At 61.9% G+C, this 24869-nt stretch carries 22 protein-coding genes; 13 read left to right on the top strand and 9 right to left on the bottom strand.

Annotated elements, in window-relative coordinates:
- Positions 1 to 240: 240 nt before the first annotated feature.
- Positions 241 to 3864, top strand: coding sequence for a PAS domain S-box protein (locus AACH39_RS15430; protein ID WP_338621285.1), 3624 nt, complete (start codon positions 241 to 243; stop codon positions 3862 to 3864).
- 6 nt (positions 3865 to 3870) lie between these two features.
- Here the strand turns inward: AACH39_RS15430 and AACH39_RS15425 are convergent, their stop codons facing one another.
- From AACH39_RS15425 to AACH39_RS15410, 4 genes are all read right to left on the bottom strand, one after another.
- The gene (locus tag AACH39_RS15425; protein WP_215777865.1) at positions 3871 to 4437 is read right to left on the bottom strand and encodes an undecaprenyl-diphosphatase; all 567 of its coding nucleotides are present in this window, start codon (positions 4435 to 4437) and stop codon (positions 3871 to 3873) included.
- Between the two features lie 106 nt (positions 4438 to 4543).
- A complete protein-coding gene (gene dapA, locus AACH39_RS15420) occupies positions 4544 to 5428 on the bottom strand; it encodes a 4-hydroxy-tetrahydrodipicolinate synthase (RefSeq protein WP_215777868.1) in 885 nt (294 codons plus the stop codon).
- A gap of 298 nt (positions 5429 to 5726) precedes the next feature.
- On the bottom strand, positions 5727 to 6554 hold the full coding sequence (locus AACH39_RS15415) for a carbon-nitrogen hydrolase family protein (protein WP_338620523.1): 828 nt from the start codon (positions 6552 to 6554) through the stop codon (positions 5727 to 5729).
- A gap of 9 nt (positions 6555 to 6563) precedes the next feature.
- Positions 6564 to 7292 (bottom strand): UTRA domain-containing protein, encoded by a 729-nt coding sequence (locus AACH39_RS15410; RefSeq protein WP_338620522.1) that lies wholly within the window; start codon positions 7290 to 7292, stop codon positions 6564 to 6566.
- A 221-nt stretch (positions 7293 to 7513) separates the two neighbouring features.
- Here AACH39_RS15410 and AACH39_RS15405 point away from each other — a divergent pair, with 221 nt between their 5' ends.
- Both AACH39_RS15405 and AACH39_RS15400 read left to right on the top strand, forming a co-directional pair.
- Complete coding sequence (locus AACH39_RS15405; protein WP_215777871.1) at positions 7514 to 8320, top strand: alkaline phosphatase family protein; 807 nt, start codon at positions 7514 to 7516, stop codon at positions 8318 to 8320.
- Positions 8320 to 8973, top strand: a complete 654-nt coding sequence (locus AACH39_RS15400) for an HAD family hydrolase (protein ID WP_338620521.1) — start codon at positions 8320 to 8322, stop codon at positions 8971 to 8973. The genes AACH39_RS15405 and AACH39_RS15400 overlap by 1 nt, the downstream gene beginning before the upstream one ends.
- Here the strand turns inward: AACH39_RS15400 and AACH39_RS15395 are convergent.
- The gene (locus AACH39_RS15395; protein WP_215777873.1) at positions 8952 to 9863 is read right to left on the bottom strand and encodes an EamA family transporter; all 912 of its coding nucleotides are present in this window, start codon (positions 9861 to 9863) and stop codon (positions 8952 to 8954) included. The genes AACH39_RS15400 and AACH39_RS15395 overlap by 22 nt on opposite strands.
- 123 nt (positions 9864 to 9986) lie before the next feature.
- On the opposite strand from AACH39_RS15395, the gene AACH39_RS15390 reads away from it, so the two are divergent.
- From AACH39_RS15390 to AACH39_RS15360, 7 genes are all read left to right on the top strand, one after another.
- Positions 9987 to 10883, top strand: a complete 897-nt coding sequence (locus AACH39_RS15390; protein ID WP_215777875.1) for an AraC family transcriptional regulator — start codon at positions 9987 to 9989, stop codon at positions 10881 to 10883.
- 181 nt (positions 10884 to 11064) lie between these two features.
- Positions 11065 to 11241 (top strand): cytochrome oxidase putative small subunit CydP, encoded by a 177-nt coding sequence (gene cydP / locus AACH39_RS15385; protein ID WP_215777877.1) that lies wholly within the window; start codon positions 11065 to 11067, stop codon positions 11239 to 11241.
- The gene (locus tag AACH39_RS15380; protein WP_215777879.1) at positions 11238 to 12797 is read left to right on the top strand and encodes a cytochrome ubiquinol oxidase subunit I; all 1560 of its coding nucleotides are present in this window, start codon (positions 11238 to 11240) and stop codon (positions 12795 to 12797) included. Before cydP ends, AACH39_RS15380 begins: the two co-directional genes overlap by 4 nt.
- Complete coding sequence (gene cydB, locus AACH39_RS15375) at positions 12797 to 13933, top strand: cytochrome d ubiquinol oxidase subunit II (protein ID WP_215777881.1); 1137 nt, start codon at positions 12797 to 12799, stop codon at positions 13931 to 13933. Before AACH39_RS15380 ends, cydB begins: the two co-directional genes overlap by 1 nt.
- Before the next feature lie 12 nt (positions 13934 to 13945).
- Positions 13946 to 14059: a cytochrome bd-I oxidase subunit CydX gene (gene cydX / locus AACH39_RS15370; protein ID WP_215777883.1), complete on the top strand. Its 114-nt coding sequence runs from the start codon at positions 13946 to 13948 to the stop codon at positions 14057 to 14059.
- Between the two features lie 186 nt (positions 14060 to 14245).
- A complete protein-coding gene (cysS, locus tag AACH39_RS15365) occupies positions 14246 to 15625 on the top strand; it encodes a cysteine--tRNA ligase (RefSeq protein ID WP_338620520.1) in 1380 nt (459 codons plus the stop codon).
- A 48-nt stretch (positions 15626 to 15673) separates the two neighbouring features.
- Positions 15674 to 16315, top strand: a complete 642-nt coding sequence (locus AACH39_RS15360; RefSeq protein ID WP_215777888.1) for a Clp protease ClpP — start codon at positions 15674 to 15676, stop codon at positions 16313 to 16315.
- Here the strand turns inward: AACH39_RS15360 and rlmF are convergent, their stop codons facing one another.
- Positions 16316 to 17242 (bottom strand): 23S rRNA (adenine(1618)-N(6))-methyltransferase RlmF, encoded by a 927-nt coding sequence (gene rlmF, locus AACH39_RS15355; protein WP_215777890.1) that lies wholly within the window; start codon positions 17240 to 17242, stop codon positions 16316 to 16318.
- 45 nt (positions 17243 to 17287) lie between these two features.
- A complete protein-coding gene (locus tag AACH39_RS15350) occupies positions 17288 to 17923 on the bottom strand; it encodes a hypothetical protein (RefSeq protein ID WP_215777892.1) in 636 nt (211 codons plus the stop codon).
- A gap of 150 nt (positions 17924 to 18073) precedes the next feature.
- Between AACH39_RS15350 and AACH39_RS15345 the strand changes: the two genes are divergently transcribed.
- Together AACH39_RS15345 and AACH39_RS15340 are read left to right on the top strand one after the other, a co-directional pair.
- The gene (locus AACH39_RS15345; protein WP_338620519.1) at positions 18074 to 19216 is read left to right on the top strand and encodes a hypothetical protein; all 1143 of its coding nucleotides are present in this window, start codon (positions 18074 to 18076) and stop codon (positions 19214 to 19216) included.
- Between the two features lie 170 nt (positions 19217 to 19386).
- A complete protein-coding gene (locus AACH39_RS15340) occupies positions 19387 to 20445 on the top strand; it encodes a hypothetical protein (protein ID WP_338620518.1) in 1059 nt (352 codons plus the stop codon).
- Between the two features lie 33 nt (positions 20446 to 20478).
- Here the strand turns inward: AACH39_RS15340 and AACH39_RS15335 are convergent, their stop codons facing one another.
- On the bottom strand, positions 20479 to 21405 hold the full coding sequence (locus AACH39_RS15335) for a cation diffusion facilitator family transporter (RefSeq protein WP_215777899.1): 927 nt from the start codon (positions 21403 to 21405) through the stop codon (positions 20479 to 20481).
- Positions 21406 to 22312: 907 nt separating this feature from the next.
- On the opposite strand from AACH39_RS15335, the gene potE reads away from it, so the two are divergent.
- Positions 22313 to 23647: a putrescine-ornithine antiporter gene (potE, locus tag AACH39_RS15330; RefSeq protein ID WP_215777901.1), complete on the top strand. Its 1335-nt coding sequence runs from the start codon at positions 22313 to 22315 to the stop codon at positions 23645 to 23647.
- 87 nt (positions 23648 to 23734) lie between these two features.
- Here potE and AACH39_RS15325 read toward each other — a convergent pair whose 3' ends face one another.
- Positions 23735 to 24715: an arginine deiminase-related protein gene (locus AACH39_RS15325; RefSeq protein WP_215777903.1), complete on the bottom strand. Its 981-nt coding sequence runs from the start codon at positions 24713 to 24715 to the stop codon at positions 23735 to 23737.
- Positions 24716 to 24869 lie beyond the last annotated feature (154 nt).

The following is a 24869-nucleotide window of genomic DNA, read 5'->3' as shown; positions in this document are numbered from 1 at the left end:
TATAAGTAACCCGTTTGGGGTACTTGAAAACTTTTTAAACCAGATAAGTATGCACAGTTCTTTTTTTGATTGAAGTGCTAAATGCTGAAAATTTGATTAATTTCAAAACGATACCCAAAGGGCATATCAGCCACAGTATGCGCCATGCATATTGCGCACCCCGGGCATTCGGGTACACTGCCATGACAATTTCATTTTTCATGTACTCTGCCCCGGAGGAAGTCCCCAACCGTGACGTGGATGTTTTCCGCCAGCGATGATCCGCTGCAGCACTGGCCCCGCGCTCTGCAAATCGTGCTGGCCATCGTGCTGGCCCTGCTGCCGCTGGTTATTCACTCTCTGCACCCCTTCTTGCTGACCGGGCACGCCCTGCTGCTGGTCGGCATGCTGCCCGTGATTCTCAGTGCCTATCTGAGTGGTTTTGTCCCGGGCATGCTGGCCACCGCCATCGGGGTCTGGTCCGCCAGCGATCCCCTGATTCCCTGGGAGCCGGTCTATCCGGGCTCGGCGGTACCGTTCAGCAGTCTGGCCACCTTTGCTGCTGCCGGCCTGTGCATCAGTGCCCTCAGCCAGCGCTCCCTGTCCGCGCTGCGCCTGCGCACCCGGGTCGAACGCAAGCTGGAGGCGTTTGCCCAGCTGATCGACTCCACCGACGACTCGGTGGTCTCGACGCGCGACGGCGCCATCGTCACCCACTGGAACCGCGGGGCGGAAAAGTTGTTCGGCTACCGGGCGGAAGAGATGATTGGCCAGTCGGCGCAGTTGCTGGTGCCCGCCTGGCTGCTGGCCCATGAGCAGGCGATCCTCGACCGGGTCCGGCAGGGCGAGCATGTCCCGGCTTATGAGACGCAGCGCATCCACAAGGATGGCCATCTGGTGGATATATCCACCACGGTGTCGGTCATTCTGGACCGGCAGGGCTGGCAGATCGGCATTTCGCGCATCTCGCGCGACATCACGCCAAAGAAACGCGCCGAACGGGAAAAAGCCGAGGTGGAGGCCAAGTTCCGCGCGCTGGTCGAGCAGTCGATTACCGGGGTGTATATCGTGCAGGATGGTCGCGTGGTCTACGCCAATCAGGCGTTTGCCGACATCTTTGGCTTTGCCTCGGCCGAGGCCCTGCTCGACAAGCGCTCGATGCTGCTGGTGGCGCCGCAGGACCGCGAGCAGGTGGCCGAGAAGATTCAGCAACGTCTGGACGGGACGGCCGACTCGCTGCGCTACCATTTCAATGCCGTGCGCGCCGATGGCTCGCCGCTGGTGGTCGAGGTACACGGCCGGCGTTTCATGCATGAAGGGCGACCGGCCATCATCGGCTCACTGATTGATGTCACCGAAGCCCAGCTGCATCACGCCGAGCTGGCGCGGCTGGTGGCCGAAAAAACCACCCTGCTGCGTCAGCGCGAGCAGGAGCTGCATACCATCCTCGACAATATGCCGGCGCTGATCAGCTATTACGATCCGGATCTGCGCCATCGCTTCGGCAACCAGGGCTATTGCGACTGGTACGGCATTGCCCCCGACCGGCTGGCCGGCATGCCGCTGGCCGATCTGATTCCGGCTCAGCATTTCCAGCTGGCGCTGCCGCGTCTGCGCGAGGCGCTGGCCGGCACACCGCAGATCTTTGATTATCGTGTCAGCCGGGCCGACAACACACAGCACTGGCATGCGCAGATTCATCTGATTCCGGACCGGCAGGACGATCAGATTCACGGCTTGTTTGCCCTGATTCTGGATATCACGCCGATCAAGAAAGCGGAAGCGGCCCTGCGGGAGTCCGAGGGCCGCTTCCGTCAGTTGTTCGAGACGGCGCCGGTGGGCATGTCGCTGTACCACAGCGATGGCCAGTGCATCATGGCCAATCAGGCGCAGGCCGATCTGGCCGGCGCCACACGTGAGCAATTGCTGGCGCAGAATTTCCGCAAGGTCAGCACCTGGGCCAACTCCGGTCTGCTGACGGTGGCCTTGCGCACGCTGGAAACCGGGCAGCCGCAGCACTATGAGCTGCATATGGTGTCCAGCTTCGGCCGCATGATGGAAGTGGATTGCGAGTTCACCCTGCCGGAGGTACAGGGGGTGCGCTATCTGATGCTGCTGGCCAAGGACATCACCCCCTATCGCCAGGCCGCGCGACTGATGAAGCAGGCGATGGATGCCGAGCTGGAAAAATCACGGCTGGATCATCAGTATCGCCAGGTGGTGGAGAACATGGTCGATGGCTTCTTTGCCATCGACAATCATGGCCAGTTGCTGGAAACCAACGATGTCTTCGCCCGGCTGTGCGGCTATGCCCGTGCCGACTTGCTGCAGTTGTCGGTCGACGAGCTGGAGCTCAATGCCACCCGCGAGGATGTGGCGGCACGGATTCACCGCATCGTGCACCATGGCAGCGAGCGTTTTGAATGCCGCATGCGCCGGCAGGATGGCAGTCACTGGCCGGCGGAAATCTCGGCCACCTGCGCCGGCGGGGATGGCGGCAAGATTTACGCCTTTGTACGCGACATCACCGAACGCAAGCGCTCGGAGGATGAAATTCGCCGTCTGGCCTTCTATGACTCGCTCAGCGGTCTGCCCAACCGCCAGTTACTGCTGGAGCGGCTGCAACAGGCGCTGGTGAGCTGCAAGCGCTCGCGCCAGCATGGCGCGCTGTTGTTCATTGATCTGGATAATTTCAAGCTGCTGAATGACACGCTGGGCCATGACATGGGCGACCGTCTGCTGGTCATGGTGGCCAAGCGGCTCAAGGCCTGTGTGCGCGCCAAGGATACCGTGGCGCGTCTGGGCGGCGACGAGTTCATCATTCTGCTGGAGGATCTGGACGCGCGGCGGGAAAAGGCCGCCAGCCAGATCCGCGCAGTGGCCGACATGATCATGGCGGCACTCAATCAGCCCTACCCGCTGGACAAGGTGGATTTCCACAATACCCCGAGCATCGGCATCGCCATGTTCAATGACCAGGATCAGACCACGGTCGAGGAGCAGCTCAAGCACGCCGATCTGGCGATGTATCAGGCCAAGGCCGCCGGGCGCAACACCCTGTGTTTCTTCGATCCGGTCACCCAGGCCGAGCTGGAAACGCGCAGTTCGCTGGAGAGCGAGTTGCGCAATGCGCTGCGCAAGGATCATCTGGTGCTGTATTACCAGCCGCAGATTGACCGCGATGGCCGCATCATCGGCGCCGAGGCGCTGGTGCGCTGGCTGCATCCGCAACGTGGCCTGATCCCGCCGGCGCAATTCATCGGCCTGGCCGAAGAGTGCGGTCTGGTGCACCAGCTGGGCCTGCGTGTGCTGGAGATCGCCTGCGGTCAGCTGGCGCTGTGGAAGGCCTGCCCGACCATGAGCCAGATCACCATGGCGGTGAATGTCAGCGCGCGCCAGTTCCGGCACTGCGAGTTTGTCCCGCAGATCCGCGAGTTGCTGACGCGGTTTGACATCGACCCCTCGCGGCTCAAGCTGGAGCTGACGGAAAGCCTGCTGCTGCACGATATGGCGGAGTCCGCCGCCAAGATGGCGACGCTGCGCGCCATGGGGGTGAAGTTCAGCCTGGATGATTTCGGCACCGGCTACTCGTCGCTGTCGTATCTGAAGACGCTGCCGCTGGAGCAGCTGAAAATCGACCGTTCTTTTGTGCACGATATTCTGACCGATGCCAACGATGCCGCCATCGTCCGCGCCATCATCAGCATGGGCCACAGCCTGGGCTTGCAGGTCGTGGCCGAGGGGGTGGAGACGGCGGCGCAGTGGCAGTTCCTGCTGCAGGAGGGCTGCGACATCGGCCAGGGCTATCTGTTCAGCCCGCCGGTGCCGCAGGGCGACTTCGAACGCGACAAGGCGCACCAGCCTCACAGCGCCGTGCTGGTCTGAGCCGGCTCAGCGCGTCAGCAACCGATACCAGCGCCGCTGCAGACGACGATGCAGCGGGTCGAGCAGCATGGCGCCGTATTGCCGCGTCAGGCGCGCCACGATGCAGGCCACCAGTACGGCGCCGAGCATGTCGAAGGGGAAATGCACGCCGAGATAGATCCGTCCCCAGGCCGTGAGCACGGCCATCAGGGCCCACAGCCGGCCGGCCTGGCGCCAGCCCTGCAGCCACAGGCTGGCCGCGGTCACCGACATCAGGGTCATGTGGTCACTGGGAAAGGATGGATCGGCCACATGCGCGATCAGGGTATGCCCCAGGCCGATGGCAAAGGGTCGCGGATGCGGCCAGATCATGCCGATGATCTGGTTGGCCAGCAGGGCCAGCAAGGCCGACAGGAACACTTCCAGCATGACGCGGCGGGTCGGTTCGCTGCCGCGCAACCAGCCCGCCACGAGCATCAGCGGTAAAAACCAGATCAGCATTTCGCCGCACAGATAGGCCAGCGCAAACAGCTGAAAGTTGGCGTCCGCCGCCGCATTCAACTTGAGAAACAGTGCTTGATTGAGGTGTTCCATATTTAAAATAACTAAGGCATGCAATGTTGATAATCGTACTCAGACCCGACACCATCGTTCGGGTTCCGGTACGCATCATCGCATTGCTCGATTAAGTCAGCCTTAGTCAGTCGGCCAGGCCGCGTGCACGCTGATCCAGCGCGCTCAGCCCCTGCTGCAGGCGCAGCGCCAGCGCCTGTGACACCTCGCTCATCGGCGCCCGCAATTCATTGTGAATCCGCCCCTGCAGCGCCAGTGCCGCCTTGACCGGACCCGGATTGGCTTCGGCAAACATCAGCCGCATCATCGGCGCCAGAGCATGGAAGATGGCCCGGGCTCGCGGCAACTCGCAGGCGGCGACGGCCTGTTGCAGCGCCACGAACAGGTCGGGACGGATATGGGCCGAGGCGGCAATGGCACCGCTGCCGCCCATGCAAAGGGTGTTGAGCAGGTTCATGTCCTCGCCGGCCAGTACTTGCAGGCGGCCATCGGCAATCAGCGTCTGGGTGGTATCCACCGAGCCGGCACAATCCTTGATGGCCCGAATGTTCGGATGGGCCGCCAGGGTCAGCAGGGTATCCAGTTCCATGCGCACGCCGGTGCGATAGGGAATGTCGTACAGCACCAGCGGCACGCTGCTCAGTTCGGCCAGCCCGGTGAAATAGTCGACCAGGCCCTGCTGACTGGGACGGATGTAGTACGGCGCCGGGGTCAGCAGGCCGGCAATCGGCCGCTGGCAGAACGCCTTGAGGCGCGCATGCAGATGGCCCAGGTGATTGCCGGCCAGACCGGCGATCACCGGCAGATCGCCGGCCACGGCCAGCACGCTGTCGATCACCGCCAGTTGTTCGTCGTCGTCCAGGGCAGCAGCTTCGCCCGTGGTACCCAGCGCCACGATGCCGGCCACGCCGGCCTGATGATAATGTTCGGTCAGCGCCCGCAAGGCGATGTGGTCAACCGCCCCGTCGCGAAACGGCGTAACCAGCGGCACCCAGATACCGGAAAAATCCATGTTGACACCCTCTCTGTGAGTACAAGACCGTATTCGGGTCCGTCAGCAGCGGGCGATCGGGAGGCAGGGCAAGAGTAAGCAGAGACCGGGGCCTGTTCCGTCGCTCACCTGACGGAACAGCACGCTCCGGTCAGATGAGCAGCTGTTTTTTGGCTTTGGCAAACACGCACGGCGACACCCCGCGCAGGGCGGCGGAGTGTCCGGAGAGAAATGTGCGAATGTTTTCCATGACTTGCAATGTAATTGGCTTTATGACATTTGACAAGCACTTCGCTGCAAAACGCAGGCGGCGCCGGTTTCAGTGCGCCTCTGTGCTGTCAATCTCGAACCAGCGGTGCCCCTGATCATCCTGCCGGATGGCGCCACCCAGCCCGATGCGGCGCTCGTGGCGGTAGTCATACTGACTGCGCGAACGACTCAGCAGCGTCATGTCCAGTTCGACCACCCGCTGTTCCGGGCCAGCCCCGCACTCGGCGACGATCTCGCCGAAAGGATCGACCACCACGCTCTGGCCGGGGAACTGATGGCCGGCGCCTTCGCCGCAGCGATTCACCAGCACGGCAAACATCTGGTTTTCCATGGCCCGGGCCACGATGGCCCGACGGTGTACCGGACCATAGGGGTCCATATTGCCGTCGGTGACCAGCAGCAGCTCGGCGCCCAGCGCGGCCAGGGCGCGCGCCGACTCCGGAAACTCGATGTCATAGCAAATCAGGCTGCCGACCTGCAGCCCGCGCCAGTCACAACACTCGATGCGATCACCCGGGCTGAACACGCCCTGATCGGAGGCCCACATGTGCACCTTGCGATAGGCCATCGCCAGTCCGTCCGGGGTCAGCAGGATGGTGGTATTGAAGAAGCGCCCGTCGCGCACCTCGGCCAGGCCGATGGCAATCGACAGCTTGTGCTCGCGCGCGGCGCCCTGCAGCAGGCCGACCACCGCGCCATCCAGCGGCTGCGCCAGGCTGGCAACGTTCTCCGGGGTCGGAAAACCACTGAGGAAGGTTTCGGGGAAGACGATCAGGTCCGTGGCATTGCCGGTGCGGGCCACGGCCTGCAGAGCATTGGCCAGGTTGGCCTTGAGGTTGCCGTCTTCACAGGGCAGTTGCGCGAGTTCGATATGCATGGTTCGGTTTTACTCTCCGGCCGCGACATGGCTGTCCACGGTGATGCGGATGGCGTCGTGTCGCCAGTACTCGTGATCACAGTCGATGATGCGGCCATGCTGGTCATAGTTGATGCGAAATACCAGCAGGATCGGACTCCCTTCGGCCAGCGTCAAGGCTTGTGCCACTTCGCCGCGTGCGGCACTGGGAAAAATGTCGAAACGCGAGCGGCCATAGCGGATGTCGTAGCGCTGCTGGTAGATCAGGGTCAGCGACTGTGACAGGTCCTGTTGCAGGATGCCGGGAAAGAACTCGGGCTTGAGATGGTGCTCGACATACATCACTACCCGGCCATCAATGCTGCGGGTGCGGCGGATCTGCAAGAGCTGGGCCAGCGGCCCGAGCGACAGTTCCTGGCTCAGGGCCGGCGTGGCCAGCACGGTCGAGGCCGACAGGACGCGGGTTTCCACCTGGCGCTGCTGGCGCGTCACCATATCATGGAAGTGCGAGCGATACTGCGGGTTGTAGATCAGTCGCGGCGGGGAAACAAACCAGCCCCGGCGGTCCTCGCGATAGATGCGTCCCTCGGCCTCCAGGGCCAGCAGGGCATCCTTGATGGTGATGCGGGTAGTGGAAAACAGTTCGGACAACTCGCGCTCGGAAGGCAGCTTGCTGCCCAGCGGCAGCAGGCCGCTGTCAATCTGGGCCGCCAGGGACTCGCGGATGGTTGCTGCTTGGGAACGGGGCACTTGGCTCATTTGGACTAGTCCACAATCGATCCTGGATCGCAAAATCCAGAGAAAACAAATGTTTTCACTGTACTCGGGCAAGATTGCAAATTGATGATCGTCGATATGCCGCCATGAATGCCCCGGATAACGGCGGCTGAAGTCATATTTTTGTCATCATGGCTGGCTATGATCGGCCGACACCTTCTGACCTAGTCCAATAGTCAAAGTTTCCGCAGACGGAAGATCTCATGCGCCAAAAAGTGATCCTGGTTTTGATCGACGGCCTGGCCTGGCAAGTGGCCAGCCATGGCATGGGCTATCTGCTGGGGCTGTGCGAAGCACGCCAGGCAACGATGTATCGCCTCTGCAGTGCCCTGCCCTCGCTGTCCCGGCCCCTGTATGAATGCATCCTGACCGGCAGTACCCCGGTGCAGAGTGGTATTGTCCACAACGGCATCCAGCGGCTGTCGAACCAGCAGAGCATTTTTCATCTGGCTCGCGATGCCGGGCTGGTCACCGCAGCGGCGGCGTACCACTGGATCAGCGAGCTGTATAACCGTACGCCCTATCTCGCCCGCCGCGACCGCCATACCCAGGATGCAGGCCTGCCGATTCAGTACGGCATGTTCTATCACAGCGATGACTATCCGGATGAGCATCTGCTGCTGGATGCCGAAGCCCTGCGCTGCCGGCATGACCCGGACTTTCTGCTGATTCATCCGATGAATGTCGATGATGCCGGCCATCGTTTCGGTCTGGACTCGGCGCAGTATCGCAATGCGGCGCGGTGCTTTGACCAGTTGCTGTCTGACCTGCTGCCCGCCTGGCTGGCCGAGGGGTATCAGATCCTCGTCACCAGCGATCACGGCATGAACAACGATCACACGCACGGCGGCAATCTGCCGGAAGAACGCGACGTGCCGTTGTTCGTGCTGGGCCGGGCGTTCAGCCACCGCCCCGATGTGTCGGTCACGCAGACCGCGCTGTGCGGCATCGCGGCCGATCTGCTCGGTCTCTCTCACACCAAACCTCACTGCCCGGAGTTGCTTGCCTGATGTCTCTCGCGATTTTTGATCTGGACGATACCCTGGTCGACGGCGACAGCTCGTCGATGTTTCTGCAATATCTGGTCGATGCGGGACTGGCCGCAGCGGACATGCTGGCACGCGAAGCGGCGATGATGGCCGACTATCGTGCCGGCCAGCTGGGCATGGAGGACTACATGCTGTTCACCATGCAGCCCTTGCAGGGCAAATCAGTGCAGGAGGTGGCCACGTGGACAGCCGACTATATCCAGCAGCGCATCCTGCCGCGCCTCTTCCCGCAGGCGCTGGCGGCCCTGGCCGACTATCGTGCCGTCGGGCGCCGCATCGTGATCATCTCGGCCACCGGCGACCACATTGTGCAGCCGATTGCCCGGGCGCTCGGGGTCGATGACGCGCTGGCGATCCAGCTGGAAACCCGCGAGGGATGCTATACCGGCCGCACCCGCGGCACGCTGACTTATCAGCATGGCAAGGTCAGCCGGCTGCACGACTGGCTGGCCGAACAAGGCGAAACGCTGGCCAACAGTCATGGTTACAGTGACTCGATCAATGATGTGCCGCTGCTGGAGGCGGTCAGTCAGGCGCATGTGGTGAATCCGGATGCCCGACTGGCCGCCGTGGCGGCCGAGCGTCACTGGCCTCAGCTCGCCTGGGCGCGCTGAGCCTCGCTGAGCACCACCCGCGCCGCCGGCTTGCGGAACACCAGCACGTTCCCCAGCAGGACCAGCACCACGCCGGTCAGGGCGGCCGGCGTCCAGCGATAGCCTTCCAGCAGGGCGGAAACATTCAGCGCCACAATGGGGAACAGCACGGTACAGTAGGCGGCGCGCGCAGCGCCCAGGCGTCCGACCAGCATCAGGTAGGCGGTGAAGCCAATCACCGATCCCGGCACGGCCAGGTACAGCATCGCGCCCCAGTAGCGCGGGTCACTTTCCAGCTGGAACGGCACCCCGGCCAGCAGGCAGCCGACGATCAGTACCAGGGTACCGGTCAGCATGGCCCAGGCATTGGTTTGCAGCGGGGTATGGCCGAGGGACTGCAGGCGGCTGGAGAGCAGATTGCCGAAGGAAAAGCACAGCGTACCCAGCAGGGCCAGCCCCAGTCCCAGCAGACTCGACCAGGAGAAGGACGCGCCGGCCAGTTGCTCCCAGGACAGGACGGTGATGCCGGTCAGGCCGATGGCACCGCCGAGCACGACCTGCGGGGCAATGCGCTGTTTGAAGAAGATCCGCGCATTCAGGGCATTCCACAGGGTGGCCATGGAGAACACCACGGCGACCAGGCCGCTGGGAATCCAGCGCGTGGCGTTGTAGAAGCAGAGGAAGTTGCAGCAAAACAGCAGCACGCCTTGCGCCAGTACCAGCTTCAGCGCCGGTCCTCGTGGCGGCGCCAGGCGCTTCTTCCAGGCCAGGATGGCAAACAGCACCAGCGCCGCCATGGCAAAGCGCACGGCGATCGAGACCGGAATCGGCGTGGATCCCAGCTCCCATTTGATGGCAATCCAGGTGGTGCCCCAGATCAGGACAGTCAACAGATACAGAAAGGCATTCATGGTCGGCTCCTTTTTTTCAGCATGGCGCCGGGCCGGAGCCGGGTATTGCACAATCCTGCGCTTTTGATTGATGAATCAATAAAATGAACGCGCAAAGCACCTGTCCGACGCTACACTGACGGCATGGAGAATCTGATCCACCACCCGCGACCGGCCAGCCCGGTGTATGAAGTCCTCAGCCATTCACGTGCCGATCTGGAGCGTGAGGGTTTGCTGGGCGATGATCTGCGCGCGGCGCTATGGCTGCGCGAGCAGCTGGAAGATACCCATTATGACCGGCCTGCACACCATACCCTGTCGCTGTATCTGGAAGATGGCTACGACGTGCATCTGTACGGCCGCCCGGAGCAGCGCGGCGGCCCGGGCAAGCTGTGCCTGCTGCCGGCCGAACATGAATCGTTCTGGCGCATCAACGGCCGCATCCGGTTCATTCACTTTTATTTCAGCCAGGCGCAGTTCGGGGATCTGGCGATCCGCATGCTGGACCGCGAACCGCGCACCCTGAGTCTGAGCGAGCGGATTTATGTCGATGATGGCCGTCTGGCGACGCTGGGGCGCCAGCTGGCCACCCTCACCTGGCAGGACAATGCCAGCCGGCTCGAGGCCAATGCCATCGGCCACGAGATGCTGGCGCATCTGTTGCTGAACTACAGCGATCAGCCGCGCAAGCTGCGCATCCGTGGCGGACTGGCTCCGAGCCAGCGCCGGCGTGCGCTGGACCTGATCGAAGCCCGGCTGGACAGCGACTTGTCGATCGGCGAGCTGGCCAATGAGCTGGCCCTGTCGGAATACCACTTCGCCCGCATGTTCCGCGTCTCAGTCGGCGAAGCGCCGCACCGCTGGATCATGCGCCGCCGGCTGGCGCGGGCGCGCAAGGCGCTGGCCCGGGGCGATCTGCCGCTGAGCGTGGTCGCCAATCAGAGTGGTTTCACCCATGCCAGTCACCTGACGCGTCATTTCCAGCAGGCACTCGGGGTCACGCCTGGCGTCTATCGCCAGTGGACGCAGGGCTTGCTCTGACCGCTCTTTGCCCGGCGGCGCATCGCCGCCGCCCCCTCCCCTGCGACCATTTGTCGCATCCCCAGCGATACCCCCACCCCCTATCATGACAAGGGGGTCCTCTGCACAGCGGGTTGGCTGAATCCATGCCGCTTTCCAGATGGCCCACTCCGTCCGGATTTTCCACTCAAAAACAAAAGCCATGATGAGCCGTTACCGCCGAGAGATCATCGCCGTGCTGGTGATCAAGATCGTATTGATTCTCACCATCAGGATGATCTGGTTTTCCGACCGACCGCCGATCAGCGACCAGGCGGTGGCCAGCCGCCTGCTGGCGGCGCCAGCTGCGGCAGAAAACGGCTCCAAGGAGCACCCATGACAGAAACATTGGTTGATCTTTCACGATTACAGTTCGCGGTCACCGCGCTGTATCACTTCCTGTTTGTGCCGCTGACGCTGGGACTGAGCATGATGCTGGTGATCATGGAGTCGGTCTATGTGATCACCCGCAAGCAGATCTATCAGGACATGACCCGCTTCTGGGGCAAGCTGTTCGGCATCAACTTCGCGCTGGGTGTCACCACCGGCATCACCATGGAGTTTCAGTTCGGCACCAACTGGGCCTACTACTCGCACTATGTCGGCGATATTTTCGGCGCGCCGCTGGCCATCGAGGGCCTGATGGCCTTCTTCCTCGAATCGACCTTCATCGGCTTGTTCTTCTTTGGCTGGGAGCGGCTGTCGCGCGCCAAGCACCTGATGGTGACCATGCTGATGGCCATCGGCTCGAACCTGTCGGCGCTGTGGATCCTGATCGCCAACGGCTGGATGCAGGACCCGGTCGGTGCGCATTTCAACTACCGCACCATGCGCATGGAGCTGTCGAGCTTCTGGGACATCATTTTCAACCCGACGGCCCAGGCCAAGTTCGTGCATACCGTCAGCGCCGGCTATGTCACCGCCGCCTGTTTCGTGCTGGGGATTTCCAGCTGGTATCTGCTGCGCGGTCGTGACATCGCCTTTGCCCGCCGCAGTTTCCGCATCGCCGCAGCCTTCGGTTTTGCCGCCGCCCTGTCGGTGATCGTGCTGGGCGACGAATCCGGCTATACGGTCAGTGAGTCGCAGCAGACCAAGATGGCCGCCATTGAGGCGATCTGGAATACCGAACCGGCACCGGCCGGGCTGACCGTGTTTGCCCTGCCGGACCAGCAGGCGCGCACCAATCACTATGAGCTGCAGATTCCCTATGTCATGGGGCTGATCGGCACCCGCTCGACCACCAAGGAGATTCCGGGCATCAACCAGATCGTGGCCAAGAATCGCGAGCGCATTGTCGATGGTCAGCAGGCGGTGATCGCACTGGAAGCGCTGCGCAAGGCGCCGGATGACCCGGCCTTGCGTGCCGCCTTCGAGCAGCATCAGGCCAATCTCGGCTTCGGCCTGCTGCTGAAGAAATATGTCGCCGATGTGCGCCAGGCAACGCCGGCCATCATTGATCAGGCCGCCTGGAGCACCATTCCCAGGGTGGCACCGCTGTTCTGGAGCTTCAGGCTGATGGTTGGTCTGGGCATGAGCTTCCTGCTGCTGTTCTCCGCCGCCCTGCTGTTCTCGCTGAAGAACACCTTCGCGCAGAAGACATGGTTGCTGCGCTGGGCGCTGCTGTGGATTCCGATGCCGTGGATTGCCTGCGAGCTGGGCTGGTTTGTCGCCGAGTACGGCCGGCAGCCCTGGACCATTTACGGTCTGCTGCCGACGCACCTGTCGACCTCGACGCTGAGCGTGGCCTCGGTCGCCGGCTCGCTGATCGGCTTTGTGGTGTTGTATACCGGTTTGCTGATCGCCGAGCTGCTGCTGATGATCAAGTATGCCCGCCTTGGCCCGGCCAGCCTGGGCACCGGTCGTTACCACGATGAACAAGTCAAGGAAGCCAAGTGATGCTCGACTATGAAACCCTGCGCTTTATCTGGTGGCTGCTGGTCGGCGTGCTGCTGATCGGTTTTGCCGTGATGGATGGTCATGACCTGGGCGTCGGCACCCTGTTGCTGTGGGTGGCACGCGACGACGACGAACGCCGGGTGCTGCTCAACACGGTCGGGCCGCACTGGGATGGCAATCAGGTGTGGTTCATCACCGGGGGCGGTGCCCTGTTTGCCGCCTGGCCGTTCATCTATGCCACGGCATTCTCCGGTTTTTACTGGGCCATGCTGGCCGTACTGTGGACCCTGTTCCTGCGTCCGGTCGGCTTCGACTATCGCAGCAAGCTGCCCCAGGCCAGCTGGCGTCGTTTCTGGGATGTGGCGCTGTTCATCAGCGGCGCCATCCCGCCGGTGATCTTCGGCGTAGCCTTCGGCAATCTGTTGCTGGGCGTGCCGTTCACCTTCGACGACACCCTGCGGGCCGACTATACCGGTTCGTTCTGGGCCCTGCTGACACCGTTCCCGCTGCTGTGCGGCCTGGTGTCCAGCGCCATGATCACCTTCCAGGGGGCGACCTTCCTGATGATCAAGACCGTCGGTGCCCCGCAGCTGCGCGCACGCCGCGCCGCGCATCTGGCCGGTCTGCTGTGTGCCCTGCTGTTCGTCGGGGCCGGGGTCTGGGTCAGCCAGTTGCCCGGCTACCAGATCATCGCCGGTGCCCTGCCCTCGGCCGAGTCCAATCCGCTGGCCAAGGTGGTGACGCTGCATGCCGGCGGCTGGCTGGCCAATTATCATCACTGGCCGCTGCTGTGGCTGGTACCGGCCGTGGGGGTGCTGTCGGCGCTGGTCGGTTCGGCACTGGCGCGCGCCGGGCGCGGCGGTCTGGCCTTCATCGCCTCCAGCCTGACCCAGGCCGGCGTGATCGGCACCGCCGGGGTGAGCATGTTCCCGTTCCTGATGCCGTCCAGCCTGAACCCGAATGCCAGCCTGACCGCCTGGGATGCCACCTCCAGCCATCTGACGCTGTCGGTGATGTTTTGGGCCGCGCTGATCTTTACCCCGCTGATCGTGCTGTACACCAGCTGGTGCTATCGCGTGATGCGTGGCCCGGTAACGGTCGAGCAGGTCCGCAAGAACTCGAAATCGGCTTACTGAAAGGAGACGCACATGTGGTATTTCGCCTGGATGCTGGGTCTGCCGCTGGCGATCTCGCTGGCGGTGATCAACGTCATCATCGAGGAAAACCTGCACCATGATGATCTCGAGGACGAGACCAGGTGACGGTTGACCGTCGCTGGCGACACCGATAGTATCGAAATCATGAAACTGAACCTGCTGAACCTGACCCTGCGCCCGCAACCGTGTTGTCCGACACGGCCAGGGAGGTCGTGCGTCTAACGCATCCGTTCAGCACCCCCAGGGCCGCCGTGTTATTGCAACCGGCGGCTTTTTCTTTTGGAGAACCGCATGCAGCTGCATTTGTACGATACCTGGCAACGCGCCCTGCGCCCCTTCGAACCCTTGCGTGCGGAGGGCGTCGGCCTGTACTGCTGTGGCCCGACGGTGTACGACTATGCCCATATCGGCAATCTGCGCACCTATCTGTTCGAGGACACGCTGCGCCGCGTGCTGCAGTTCAACGGGCATACCGTACGCCATGTGGTCAACATTACCGATGTCGGGCATCTGGTGTCGGATGCGGATGAGGGTGAGGACAAGATGGAAAAGGGTAGCCAGCGGGCCGGCGGCGAGTCGGCCTGGGTGCTGGCCGAGCGTTTTACCGAGGCCTTCCGGCAGGACATGCAGGCGCTGAACATGCTGCCCCCCACCCTGTGGTGCCGCGCCACCGAGCATATCCCGGAGCAGATCGACTTCATCCGCATCCTGGAAGACAAGGGCTATACCTACCGCACCGACGACGGCATTTACTTCGATACCGCACGCCAGGATGACTACGGCTATCTGGCCCGGCTGAAACGCGAAGGGCTGCAGGCCGGTATCCGGGTCGAGCTGGGGCAGAAGCGTCAGCCGACCGATTTCGCTCTGTGGAAGTTCAGCCCGCGCGACAGCCAGCGCCAGATGGAGTGGGACAGCCCCTGGGGGCGCGGCTTTCCTGGCTGGCACATCGAGTGCTCGGCCATGTCGGCCAAGTACCTGTCGCCCTGGTTCGACATTCACTGTGGCGGCGAGGATCACGTGGCGGTGCATCACAGCAACGAGATCGCGCAGAGCCAGGCCTGCCATGGCACCCGTGCCGCCAACTTCTGGCTGCATGGCGCTTTCCTGCAACTGGATGAGGCCAAGATGTCCAAGTCCAGCGGCGACTTCCTGCGTCTGCAGACCTTGCTGGATCGCGGCTACGACCCGCTGGCCTATCGCTATCTGAGCCTGACCGCCCATTACCGCAAGCAGCTCAATTTCAGCTGGGACTCGCTGGAGGGCGCACAGCAGGCGCTGAACCGTCTGCGCAGTACGTATGCAGGTTGGCCTGAGGGCGGCAAGCTGCTGCCGGCATTCGTCGAGGCCTTCACCGCCGAGATCAATCAGGATCTGAATCTGCCGCGCGCGCTGGCCCTGGTATGGGGGCTGCTGAAGCAGTCCGACAGCGATGCGGACAAGAAAGCCACCTTGCGCCACTGTGATCAGGTGCTGGGTCTGGCGCTCGATCGGTGGCAACCGGTCGAACAGGCGATCCCGGCAGAGATTCTGGCGCTGGCAGAGGCTCGCCAGGCGGCACGCCAGGCCAGGGACTGGACCCGGGCGGATGCGCTGCGTGACGAACTGGGTGCGCTCGGCTATGTGCTGGAGGATGGGGTGGACGGGGTGAGCGTGCGCCCGGCCCGCTGAGGCAAAGCGATGCGCTGCGGCCTATGCTGAAGTCAGGAGGACAACATCATGCGCCGCAGCCGAAACATCCAGATCGTGCCCAACGACAGCAAACCCGACGATGAGGATCTGGCGCCGGAGGTGCTGCCACTGTTCAAGCGCTATGAAAGCCAGGGCATTGCCCGCCAGATTTCGTTCTACCTGTCGGGCGAGATCGGTGATCCGATTCACTACACCGATCTGCTCTATACCCTGCGCAGTGCCAGCCAGACGGATCTGATCCTGCTGCATCTCAACAGCCCGGGCGGCAATTTCGATACCGGGCTGCAAATCATCAACAACATCGCCGCCAGTGACGCCCATGTCATGACGGTACTGGAAGCACGGGCCTATTCGATGGCCGCGCTGATTTTTCTCGCCGGCGACGAGCTGATCGTCCATGACACCTGCCAGCTGATGTTCCACAACTATTCGTCCGCCCTGATCGGCAAGGGCAATGAGCAACAGGCGCAGGTCGGCGCGGTCAGCAAATGGTTCGAGAAGGTCATGCGCCACGTCTGCCGCCCCTTCCTCGCGGATGAGGAAATTGGCCGCATTCTGCATGGCGAAGATATCTGGATGGATACCGACGAAATTCGCCGCCGGCTGACCCATCTGCAGAAAGGCGAGCCGGCGGTGACGCCGAAAAAGCGTCAGGGCACAAAGGCCTGATCAGGCCTGAGGCGGCTCGGCTTCGCGGGCGAAGCGCCAGGCGATGAAGCGGCTTTGTTTCTGCCCCTGGGCCATGGCCACGGTGCGGACATCAACCGCGCCAGCACGGCGCAGAGCCGGACGCAGGGCATTCAATGTCTCGGCGCGCGAGACCAGGCTGCTGAACCAGTGGCACTGTCCGGCCAGCTCGCGACTCTCGGCCACCATGCGCAGCAGGAAGCCGGCCTCGCCGCCCGGGCACCACAGCTCATTGCTCTGACCGCCGAAGTTCAGCAGCGGGGCGCCGGGCTGGGTTCGGCCCAGATTGCGCCACTTGCGGGCCGAACCGGCGCGCGCCTCCTCGGCCGAGGCATGGAAAGGCGGGTTACACAGAACCAGGTCGAACTGGTCGCGCGCCTTGACCACCTGCTGAAAGATGGCCTGCGGGTCAGGCTGCAGGCGCAGCTCGATCTGCTTGCCCAGCCCATTGGCACCGACGATCACCCGGGCCGTTTCCAGCGCCTGAGGATCGATGTCGCTGCCGACAAAGCGCCAGCCATACTCAGCCTGACCAATCAGCGGATAAATGCAGTTGGCGCCCACGCCGACATCCAGCACCCGCACGGATCCGCCTCGCGGCACCTCGCCGCCATGATCTTCAGCCAGCAAGTCGGCCAGGTAGTGCAGATAATCGGCGCGGCCCGGGATGGGCGGACACAGATAGCCGGCGGGCAGATCCCAGAAACGGATGCCGTAATGCTGTTGCAGCAGGGCCGCATTGAGCAGGCGCACTGCCTGCGGATCGGCAAAATCGATGGTAGCCTCGCCGGCCGGATTGGCCTGCACAAACGGCGCCAGCGCCGGATTCAGCTCAACCAGGGCGGCCAGATCATAGCGGCCCTGGTGACGGTTGCGAGGGTGAAGCGTGGTGGCAGCTTTGGTGCCCATAAAGCCATCCTGTAACTTGATGGGCGCCATTATAAGCCCCCGGCGTCAGATCCAGCCGAGAAAACCGAAGATCAGCAGCGCACTGACCACGCCGCCGGCGAGTCCGGCCACGACTTTGATCTGGCGAATGCGCGATGGCATGTCGTGCACCCAGTAGGCCACCAGGAAGAACGGCAGGTAGCCGATGAGGAAAATCAGCCAGGGGGCATGCAGCCCCCAGCCGGACCACGCCCAGGTCAGCACCCCGATGTGGTTGAGCCAGCACTCGACCAGGACGCACAGGATCGAGTTGACCACCGCCAGCAGCAGCCGGTTGGGCACGCCGAGGATTTTCAGCTCGCGCTGCGGCGGCAGCATGCGTACGGCCATCAGTCCCATCACGGCGAACATCAGCGAAATTTCCAGGTTCAGGCCGATCAGCAGCACCAGGGATGACGAGCCATTGGGCGTCCCCCACACCGGGGCAAAGCCGGAGAAGTGGGCAATCAGGCCGTTCCAGATCTCGTTGACCCAGTCCATCAGCCAGAAGGCGATGCCGGCCAGCACCACAGACCAGCGCCGCTCGGCAATTTGCTCGTTATAGACATAGAGCACCAGCAGGAAGACCGGCAGGATGCCCCATTGGAAGTGGCTGGTATCGCGCAGCAGGCTCTGGGCCTGGGCAGCAGAGGCAGCAAGCATGGTGTTCTCCTTGTTGTAGTGGGCTCATTACAGGATCAATTCATGCCATTGTCAATTCATGGTCCCGACGGCCGATAAAGATGCCAGCGACAGGCATAAAGAAAGCCGTCAATCCGTCGATAAAAGCTCGACAGCATCAGGAGTGTGGCCATGCAGATTTCTCATCAGACCCAGAACAACACCGCGGCTTACGGCTTTAGCGAGTCGCTCATGGCCCAGACGCAGTTTCAGTTGCAGGCAGTCAACAGCAGCCAGAGCAGGCCAGGCTCAGTGTCGGACCAGATCAGTCTGAGCCCGGGGGCACTGGCGGGCAGTCGCACCAGCGACGCAACCGATCCGATGAGCTCGCTGCTGGGGGTGATGCAAAGCATTCTGCAGCAGGTGCTGGGCGTGTCGATGAACACGGTGGCCGCCACCGGTAAACCCGATGCGGTCAGCGGGAGTACGGCAGGCTCGGACACCAGCCAGCGTGGCCCGGACAGCTCGCTGGATCAGCTGACGTCTTCCATTTTGTCGGCCCTGCAGGGCGATGACGCCAGCCAGTCTGCCAAGAGTGGCGGCAACCAGGACAGCCTGTTGAGCGCCCTGAGCAATATGGGCCGCTCGGTCGAAAGCGATGCCCTGTCGCTGTTCAACAACCTGTCTGCCCAGAATCAATCGATGATGAACGGCCTGCTGGGCAGTGCCGTGTCGCAAGGCGCCTCGGGCAGCTATCTCAGTCAGGTGTCGGTGGCGGAGAGCCAGCATTTCAGTTTCGCGGCCAGTGGTCAGCTGACCACGGCGAGTGGTCAGCGCTACCAGTTTTCCCTGCAGGTCGATCTGGAAGTGGATGTCGCCATCAGCAGCAGCCAGTCCGGTACATTTGGCCCGGGCAATGCCAGCCAGAATAGTGGCGGCATGCAAAGCCTGCAGCTGGGCGCCATGGCCGGTCTGTTCAGCGGTGCCAGCCTGAGCTATCCGCAACCGACGCTGCAGTCTGCGACGCAAGGCAAGGACAAGGGCAAGGACAAGGACGAAGGCTCAGCAACCAGCAGCGCCCCGACGCTGGCCTCGATCGGCCAGCAGATCAACAGCGCGCTGGCCAGCCTGATCCTGACACCAGAGCAACAGGACGGGAAAACGAAGCGTCAGGCACAGCAGCAGATCAGCGCCTTGCTGCAGCCCGCTCATCGTCATCACAAGCATGGCCAGGGCAAACACCAGGACGTGACTACCCAGACCGCTGCCCAGACACAAGCTCAGGCAGACACCACCGCCACACAGGCGAAGGATCTGGCAAGCAACGAGGCATGATTCGATGCCGGGCAAATCCGGCATCGAAATAGAGACGAAGAGTCCATCCACAGCCTCCATCGGCGATCGTGCAGTCTGGCGATCGTTTTTTTTGTCCCGAACAAGGCAAGGGAATGAGACGGGTCTCTGTCGAAAGCAGGTTGATCCGTTGGGTTTTTTTGGAGATCGTCATGCAGATTCGTTCGTTCTCATTGGACATGGCGGCACAACATAGCCAGATGTCCAGGCAATCCAGCACCCTCACCCGCCTGTCGGCAGGCCCTTCACCCGAGTTATCTGTTGAATCCGCGTGGCAAACCGGTGCGAGCACCCAGCGCAGTCAGATCAGCACCGCCAGTACGGCATCACCGGCGGCAACCTCGTCGACAGCGGGCTCGGCACAGGAGATGGCCGACGACAGCAGCATCCCGCCCTTGCTGAACCTGGCGAAGATGATTCTGGAAAAGGTCATGGGGGTACACTTCTCGCTCTATCACGGCAAGCTGCAGCCTGATCCGTCCACCGATAACGCCGAGGCGACGACCACGCCGGCCGCGCCGAACACCACGCCAGCCAACCGCGAGCAAAGCGGCTGGCTGATCACCCGGCAACACACGCAGGAGCAGGAGCAGAGTAGCTTTCAGGCGAATGGCAGCATCACCACCGCAGACGGGCAGGTGTTTGCTTTTCAGTTGAACAGCAGCCTGCAGCGTTCATTTGAGCAGACAAGCGAGAGCGTGCGCCGGCTGAATGCCCATGGCAGCATCGACCCACTGATGATCACGCTGCCCCGGGATGAAACCCGGTTCAGTGGTGCCAGCGTGAAATTCGACTTGCAGGCCAATGGCCAACTGGTCGACCTGCCTTTTGCCAGCCAGGGCGGCTGGCTGGTCTGGGACAAGAATCACGATGGCAAGATGACCGATGGCCGACAGCTGTTTGGCCCGCAAAGTGGCAACGGCTTCGCCGATCTGGCCCGCCAGGACAGTAATCATGATCAGGTCATCGACAGCAGTGATCCGGTGTTTGCCGATCTTAAAGTCTGGACCGGCATGGACAGCCAGGGTAAAGCACAACTGGCATCACTGTCGTCCCTGCAGATCGGCGCCATTCTGCTGCCCAGCATCGACACGCCGTTCAGCTTGCGCGATAGCGACAATCAGTCTCAGGGGGAGGTGCGCCGCAGCGGCGTCTACCTGACCGAACAAGGTCAGGCAGGCCTGATCAGTCAGGTGGATGTGTCGGTCTAGGGGCGGTTTGCCGACCGCCCCCGGGAGGAGGACTCAGTCGCCGTCCTCGTCTTCTTCGCCGGCGGGGTCAAGGTGGGTGGTGACATAGAGCACCGGCAGGGCGGTCAGGACCTTGTTGCGGGCGGCCACGGCAATGGCATGGCCTTGGCGCACTGTCAGGTCACCATCCACCTCCAGATGCACGTCCACCACGATGCGATCGCCCATCATGCGGGTGCGCAAATCATGCAGCCCCTGCACGCCCGGCGTGCTGAGCAGGCAGTCGTTGAGTTGTCGGATCTGTTCGTCACTGGCGGCCCGGTCCATCAGGTCGTGCATGGCATTCCAGGCAAAGGTCCAGCCCATGCGGCCGACCATGACGCCGACCACCAGGGCGGCCAGCGGATCGAGCAGATGGAAACCCAGCAGGTTGCCGCCAATGCCGATGGCCACCACCAGTGAGGAGGCGGCATCGGAGCGGGCATGCCAGGCATTGGCTTCCAGCATGCTGGAACCCACGCTTCGTGCAGCGCGCAGCATGTAGCGGAACAGAATTTCCTTGGCCACCAGGGCGAACAGCGCCACCCACAGTGCCAGGCCATGCACCTGCACGATCAGTTGCGGATCCAGCACCTTGTGCGCACCGTTCCAGACCATGCCGACGCCCACCACCAGCAGCAGCACGCCCAGCACCAGGGATGCGGCGGTCTCGTAGCGCAGGTGGCCATACTGGTGGTCTTCATCGGCGGCTTTCTGACTGTGGCGATTGGCCAGCAGCACCACGAAGTCGGCCAGCAGATCGGACAAGGAGTGGATACCATCGGCAATCAGGCCCTGCGAGCCGGAAAGAAAACCGGCCATCACCTGCCCCACCGTCAGCACCACATTCGTCAGGACGCTGACCATGGTGCTGCGATGAGCGACCTGCTGCCGCTGTACGTCCTGATCCTGCGCCGGCCGGACCGTCATTTCTGAACTCATGAAAACACCCTGATTTTTAAATACCGTAGCAAAATCGCCATCACGCCAAAATGGCCAAGTGAAAGCTATTGTAAACAGTCATTTTGCCGGAAGTCCAAGACAAAATATTTCATGTCATTTAGCAAGAATCATTCGCATATTTGAATGATAACAAGTCGCAAAATGACGCTTAATTAACCATTTCGAAAAAACGGCCATTTAGACAGGTTTACGCCACAGGGTCAAACCGAGTCCCGGCGCCAAGCCATACAAATACTGAGGCGCTGCGTCTCTCCCTGATCCCTCGGGCAGTGAGCGCAAGAATAAATACCCAAGTCATATTCCATTGGAATTTACGGGCAATCAGCCAACCCGGAAAAGGGTTGATCTGGATCAATGGGCTGCCTTGCCTGCCCAGAGCTCGTTACTATAGAATTATTTTCGAATATAACAATTATGCCGAATACCTGATTCGGATGTTTCACCGCCTGGAATGATCAGGCCTTCCGCTTTTTTCGACTCCTTGTGCGAGTCCGACGTTTTGTCATCCCCGGAGCATGATCTCCGGCATACGTACCCTCTTCGGCCCAGTCAGACTACCCCACGCTGATTCGGTTGTATGACGTGATTTCTGCTGGACTGCAGGCTGACGGCCTTGGCGGTCCAGGTCAAAACGGGTGCCCCCGGGCACACCCTGCCGTGTCACCGCGGGTGACACGTCTGTCGATTTCTGAAATGTGATTGAAAAAGCGACGGTTCCGTCCCTGTCTCTGGCTTGCCCAGCGTCAATGACATCGTCATTGAACCGTCATGTTCCAACCGCCAACCAGGAAGCAGTGAATTGGCACATACCTTCAGCACTACCCGCGCCCTGTGGCGCAAGTTTCAAAGCACGCGCAAATTTTTTAAACATTGATTCGGGATCATCATGTCTTCCAGTTCTGCCAAAAGTACCAAAATGGGGGTGGTCGGTCTGACCATTATCGTTGCCGTCAATATGATGGGTTCCGGCATCATCATGCTGCCAGCCAGCCTGGCCAAGGTCGGGACCATTTCGCTGCTGTCCTGGGTCGTCACGGCGCTGGGCTCGATGGCGCTGGCCTACTCGTTCGCACAGTGCGGCTTCTTCGTCAGCCGTTCGGGCGGCATGTCGGCCTATGCGGAAGAGGCTCACGGCAAGTCGGCCTTCTTCATGGCCTCGTACACCTACTACCTCTCGCTGGCCATCGCCAACGTGGCCATCGCCATCACGGCCATTGGCTACCTCTCCCCCTTCGTTCCATGGTTGTCGGCCTCGCCGGTGAATACCTGCATCGGTGTCATCGCACTGCTGTGGATCACCGCCATCGCCAACTTTGGCGGCCCGCGCATTACCGGCCGGATCAGTGGCGTCACGGTGTGGGGGGTGATCATCCCGGTGGCGACACTGGCGATTTTTGGTTGGTTCTGGTTTGACCCGCATCTGTTTACCAGCGCCTGGAACGTGCAGCACAAGCCGTTCGGCGAAGCCATTTCCTCCAGTATTGCCCTGACCCTGTGGGCCTTCCTCGGCATGGAGTCGGCCTGCGCCAACTCGGACGCGGTGGAAAACCCCAAGAAGAATGTACCGATCGCCGTGATGGCCGGTACCGGGGTAGCGGCAGTGATCTATATTCTGTCGACGACCGCCATGCAGGGTATCGTGCCGAACCATGAACTGGCCACGTCCTCGGCACCGTTCGGTCTGGCGTTCAGCATGCTGTTCTCGCCGGCACTGGGTAGCCTGGTGAGCCTGCTGGCCGTGGTTGCCTGCACCGGTTCGCTCCTGGGCTGGCAATTCACGATCGGTCAGGTTTCCAAGGCGGCCGCCGATCAGGGGGTGTTTGCCAAGATATTCAGCGCCGTCAACAGCAAGGGCGCGCCGGTCAAGGGCATGGTGATCGTCACGGCCGCACAGACCGTGATCTCGCTGATGACCATTTCGCCGAGCCTGAACCAGCAGTTCAACGTGCTGGTCAATCTGGCGGTGTTCACCAATGTGGTGCCCTATATCCTGTCGCTGACGGCCCTGTCGGCCATCATGAAGAAAAACGCCGTGGCGTCGGGGATTTACCTGCGCAATATGGTGATCGTGATGGTCGCGCTGCTGTATAGCCTGTACGGCATCTATGCCGCCGGTACCGATGCGGTGTTCTGGGGTGCGCTGGTGATGCTGGCCGGTTACATTCTGTACGGCCTGCGTGCCGACCGCTTCCCGGTCGTTATCGCCGACAACGCGCAGTAAGCCCTGTCTGCACCACGCATGAAAAAACCGCCGCGACAGGTTGTCGCGGCGGTTTTGCTTTCTCTCTCCCTGCGTCTTGCAAGCCGATCAGGACAGGTAGGGCGAATCGTCCTGACGGGTATGGGTTTCCGGCAACACGATGGCCTGGCTCGGGGTACGCAGCGGCAGATGGATTTCCGCCACCATGCAGCGTGCACCGCCACCACCGAGTCGTTCGATGGTATCGACCGGGGCCTGCACCGGGGTCACATACTTCAGGATCTGTTCCTGCTGGCCCTTGCTGAGCGACCCCCATGCCTGACGGGACAGCGCCAGGATCGGCTGATCCTTGTGGCCCTTGAGCTCGATACAGTTGCCGGCGAAGTGCTCGACCTGATCCAGGGTGATGTCGACGATTTCCTTGCCGCTCTTTTCCAGCGACTGCACAACGGCCTTGCGTTCGTACGGGCTGAGGATGGATTCCAGGCACACCACGGCCATCTTGCTGCCCACATGCATCATCACGTTGGTGTGATAGATCGGCATGTTGGACTTGTCGACGGCAGTGAACCAGACGGTGCTGTAGCCCATGACCTTGGCAAATGCCCCTTCGACCATTTCATGGCTGCGCGAGGAGCGGCAGACATAGGCGATGTAGTTTTCCCGGTCCAGCACCATCGAGCCGGTCCCTTCCAGGAAGTACTCTTTCGATTCGTAGGAGCTGAAGTCCATGACCGAGGAAATATCGAAGCGTTCGCCAATACATTCCAGAATGTCGCGACGACGTTCCAGGCGGCGGTTCAGGGCTTCCATCGGGTACAGGATGACCGTGCCGTCATCATGGGTGGTGATCCAGTTGTTCGGGAAAATCGAGTCCGGGGTGTGCGGCGTCTGGCGATCCTGAATCACCATGACATCGACACCGGCTTCACGCAGCAGCGCGACGTATTCGTCGAACTCGCGTACGGCAGCGGCCTGGCCTTCTTCGGCCGTCATATCGGCGTGCTGGAAGGTGTTGCTGCCCATGGTATCCGGGTTGCTGGTGAAGTTGGTCGGACGGACCATCAGGATGTGTTTCGTGGTTTGCATGACATGACCTCGTGATGAAATCAGGCGGGTGAGAATGGGGCTCATTTTGCGAGCATTTGCCTAACAATTCCGGCTGTAATTCCTGTTGGCTGACAGCGGTTTCTGTTATATTCGACAGCACGACAGCGGATTCCGCTGCAAACCTTTAAACACA

This window comes from Paludibacterium flexuosum, from assembly GCF_037076605.1.
Taxonomy (GTDB): domain Bacteria; phylum Pseudomonadota; class Gammaproteobacteria; order Burkholderiales; family Chromobacteriaceae; genus Paludibacterium.
Note: the sequence above shows the minus strand (reverse complement) of the source record. Positions and strands in the feature narration are given on the sequence as shown.

Coding starts and splice junctions, on each gene's coding strand:
- AACH39_RS15350 (WP_215777892.1), bottom strand. CDS start 17,923: ATGCTTGCTGCCTCTGCTGCCCAGGCCCAGAGCCTGCTGCGCGATACC.
- AACH39_RS15410 (WP_338620522.1), bottom strand. CDS start 7,292: ATGAGCCAAGTGCCCCGTTCCCAAGCAGCAACCATCCGCGAGTCCCTG.
- AACH39_RS15345 (WP_338620519.1), top strand. CDS start 18,074: ATGCAGATTTCTCATCAGACCCAGAACAACACCGCGGCTTACGGCTTT.
- AACH39_RS15360 (WP_215777888.1), top strand. CDS start 15,674: ATGCGCCGCAGCCGAAACATCCAGATCGTGCCCAACGACAGCAAACCC.
- cydX (WP_215777883.1), top strand. CDS start 13,946: ATGTGGTATTTCGCCTGGATGCTGGGTCTGCCGCTGGCGATCTCGCTG.
- cysS (WP_338620520.1), top strand. CDS start 14,246: ATGCAGCTGCATTTGTACGATACCTGGCAACGCGCCCTGCGCCCCTTC.
- AACH39_RS15425 (WP_215777865.1), bottom strand. CDS start 4,437: ATGGAACACCTCAATCAAGCACTGTTTCTCAAGTTGAATGCGGCGGCG.
- AACH39_RS15430 (WP_338621285.1), top strand. CDS start 241: ATGTTTTCCGCCAGCGATGATCCGCTGCAGCACTGGCCCCGCGCTCTG.
- AACH39_RS15415 (WP_338620523.1), bottom strand. CDS start 6,554: ATGCATATCGAACTCGCGCAACTGCCCTGTGAAGACGGCAACCTCAAG.
- dapA (WP_215777868.1), bottom strand. CDS start 5,428: ATGGATTTTTCCGGTATCTGGGTGCCGCTGGTTACGCCGTTTCGCGAC.
- rlmF (WP_215777890.1), bottom strand. CDS start 17,242: ATGGGCACCAAAGCTGCCACCACGCTTCACCCTCGCAACCGTCACCAG.
- AACH39_RS15390 (WP_215777875.1), top strand. CDS start 9,987: ATGGAGAATCTGATCCACCACCCGCGACCGGCCAGCCCGGTGTATGAA.
- AACH39_RS15400 (WP_338620521.1), top strand. CDS start 8,320: ATGTCTCTCGCGATTTTTGATCTGGACGATACCCTGGTCGACGGCGAC.
- AACH39_RS15380 (WP_215777879.1), top strand. CDS start 11,238: ATGACAGAAACATTGGTTGATCTTTCACGATTACAGTTCGCGGTCACC.
- AACH39_RS15395 (WP_215777873.1), bottom strand. CDS start 9,863: ATGAATGCCTTTCTGTATCTGTTGACTGTCCTGATCTGGGGCACCACC.
- AACH39_RS15405 (WP_215777871.1), top strand. CDS start 7,514: ATGCGCCAAAAAGTGATCCTGGTTTTGATCGACGGCCTGGCCTGGCAA.
- cydB (WP_215777881.1), top strand. CDS start 12,797: ATGCTCGACTATGAAACCCTGCGCTTTATCTGGTGGCTGCTGGTCGGC.
- AACH39_RS15325 (WP_215777903.1), bottom strand. CDS start 24,715: ATGCAAACCACGAAACACATCCTGATGGTCCGTCCGACCAACTTCACC.
- potE (WP_215777901.1), top strand. CDS start 22,313: ATGTCTTCCAGTTCTGCCAAAAGTACCAAAATGGGGGTGGTCGGTCTG.
- cydP (WP_215777877.1), top strand. CDS start 11,065: ATGATGAGCCGTTACCGCCGAGAGATCATCGCCGTGCTGGTGATCAAG.
- AACH39_RS15335 (WP_215777899.1), bottom strand. CDS start 21,405: ATGAGTTCAGAAATGACGGTCCGGCCGGCGCAGGATCAGGACGTACAG.
- AACH39_RS15340 (WP_338620518.1), top strand. CDS start 19,387: ATGCAGATTCGTTCGTTCTCATTGGACATGGCGGCACAACATAGCCAG.